Here is a 2,492-nt window from a genome sequence, read left to right on the forward strand (position 1 = left end):
TCTGCAAATTCAGTAATGAGAGGACGTGTAAACGCAATAAGGACGTTCAAGGGCTTAGTTGCGGATTTGAGGTAAAATAGGAAAATGGTTGGCTATGCAATTGGGGAAAGATCCTTCTACCATATCCAAATGGTGCTCGAATACCATTTAACCACCGTTAGAAACACTTGATCAAATTGCAGTAGTACTTAGAGTAGACAGAAGGGATTTATTAAACAAAAGTCAATATTGAACTTAGCTATACAAGAAGATGGCAACTAATACATATATGTTAGAATATGATGCATTTATCCGATCAATAAAACAAAACAAGAATGTTTCTCATGCTGTTTTGTTAGGGGCAGGAGCATCAATTTCTTCCCAAATACAGTCTGCGGCAGATTGTATTTGGGAGTGGAAGCGTGATATATATTCTTCCAATAATCCCAATACGACTTTAATTGTATCAAACTTCAGGTCTGAAGCCGTTCGTAGGAGTATCCAAGCATGGCTTGATGCGCAGGGAGAATATCCTTTAATGGGATCTTCTGACGAATATTCATTTTATGCGGAAAAAGCTTACCCTATTGAGGCAGACAGACAAAAGTATTTTGAACAATTAGCATATAATAAAGCACCATATATTGGATATAAGCTACTCTGCATGTTGAATAATGCAGGGATTGTTAAATCTGTGTGGACAACAAACTTTGATGGGTTGACCGAGAGAGCTGCTCATCAAATGAACATTACACCTATATGTATAACTTTAGATGATCCAGAAAGAATTTTCAGAAATGAGAATTCTCATGAATTATTATACATAGCACTTCATGGTGATTACAAGTATTCAAAATTAAAAAATACAAATCAAGAATTAGACACACAAAACAATATCTTTAAAGATGCTTTAAAACGATATTTTGTAGATAAAAATTTAATTGTAATGGGTTATAGTGGCCGAGATAAATCCTTAATGAATGCTTTGAAAGAAGCATTCTCACAACCAGGATCAGGTCGCTTATATTGGTGTGGATTTGGTGATGATATATGCAGTGAAGTAAAAGACTTAATTGATATTGCAAGAGTGAATAACCGCATTGCCTACTTTATTTCAACAGATGGGTTTGATAAGACTATACTTCAGCTAAGTAGGGCCTGCTTTGAGGATGACATAGTTAAACAGGAAGAAATAAAGAAACTAATAAAATCTACAATAAAGAAAGACGAAACCAAGACTAGCTTTAGAATAGAATCTCCGCGTGATGATAAATTCGTAAAAAGCAATCTCCATCCTGTGGCTTTTCCGAAAGATGTATATCAATTTGAAATAAAAACAAATGGAGAACATTTATGGAATAATATAGACCAAATTATAGGTAACAATAGAGACATTGTTGCAGTTCCATTCAAAGGGAAAGTATTTGCTGTTTCATCAATAGCAAAAGTAAAAGAAATATTTGGAGATTATCTTAAGGGAGATATTCTTAAAGATCCTATAGGAGTAGATGATATACGAAAAGTTTCTGTCTTTCAACGTCTAATGATGAAGTCTATATTGATAGGTATTTCAAAATCAGCCAATTTAGAGACTGATGGCAAGTGGAAATTATGGAAGAAAACAACTTCAAAGAAAGCTGTTAATGGTATTGAGTATTTTATAGCTGATGCTGTTGAATTATCGTTCTTTTTCGGAAAAGATACCAAATTCGCATATCTTAGTATTAAACCAACAATTCACATCTATACTCTTTCTAATGAAATTATTCCAAAAGATATTAAGTTACAATTTACGAAAGAGAAATTCGACAGATTATATAATGCACAATATGATCAGGCATTGGAAGATTGGAATAGTCTAATCTTCCATAATAACTCTCTGCGATTTACTTTTCCTATACTGACAACGAGCGATATGAGTTTTTCAATATCCAATAATGTGGCTTTTTCAGGAATTAAAGTATTGAATGACAAGTATAAGTCATATCCAATCAGTATGGAGCAAAAAAAGATTGTTTTTAAAGGTGTTGAGTTTTTGGAGCCACAATTACTATTTCAGAATAAAAATAGCGACTTCAAATCTAGAGATTTTCATCCAATGAGAGGCTTGGTAAACCATTATCCATTTGATTATCAGAATAATGGAATTACCAATACCTTCAATGTTGAATTAGGCGTATTATGTCCTTCAAAGTATTCTACTCGGTTATATGATTTTCTCATGAAATTAAATACCCAGCATAAGGCTCCAGAAAAGAGTGAATATATAATTGATTATATTGGATTCAATCAAATATACAATATACCAATTGAAATTCCTTTGATAAATGGTGAAAAGTGGATAGATGTGAAATTCAGCTCATCTACATCCATCAAGGATGGTGCATTGAATTTAGCTCGGACTATTTGTACCAAAATAGAAGCTTTGCATGAGAGTTATAAACCTCAAATCCGCAACTAAGCCCTTGAACGTCCTTATTGCGTTTACACGTCCTCTCATTACTGAATTTGCA

The 2,492-nt window shown here is 33.2% G+C and carries 1 protein-coding gene; it reads left to right on the forward strand.

The annotated features are described in order from the left end of the window. Positions 1–250: 250 nt before the first annotated feature. Complete coding sequence (locus AB5935_RS24370; protein WP_368327691.1) at positions 251–2,440, forward strand: SIR2 family protein; 2,190 nt, start codon at positions 251–253, stop codon at positions 2,438–2,440. Positions 2,441–2,492 lie beyond the last annotated feature (52 nt).

Origin of the sequence: Phocaeicola sp. RTP21198st1_B8_RTP21198_201120, assembly GCF_040929485.1 — a bacterium.
In the GTDB taxonomy this organism is placed as follows: domain Bacteria; phylum Bacteroidota; class Bacteroidia; order Bacteroidales; family Bacteroidaceae; genus Phocaeicola; species Phocaeicola dorei.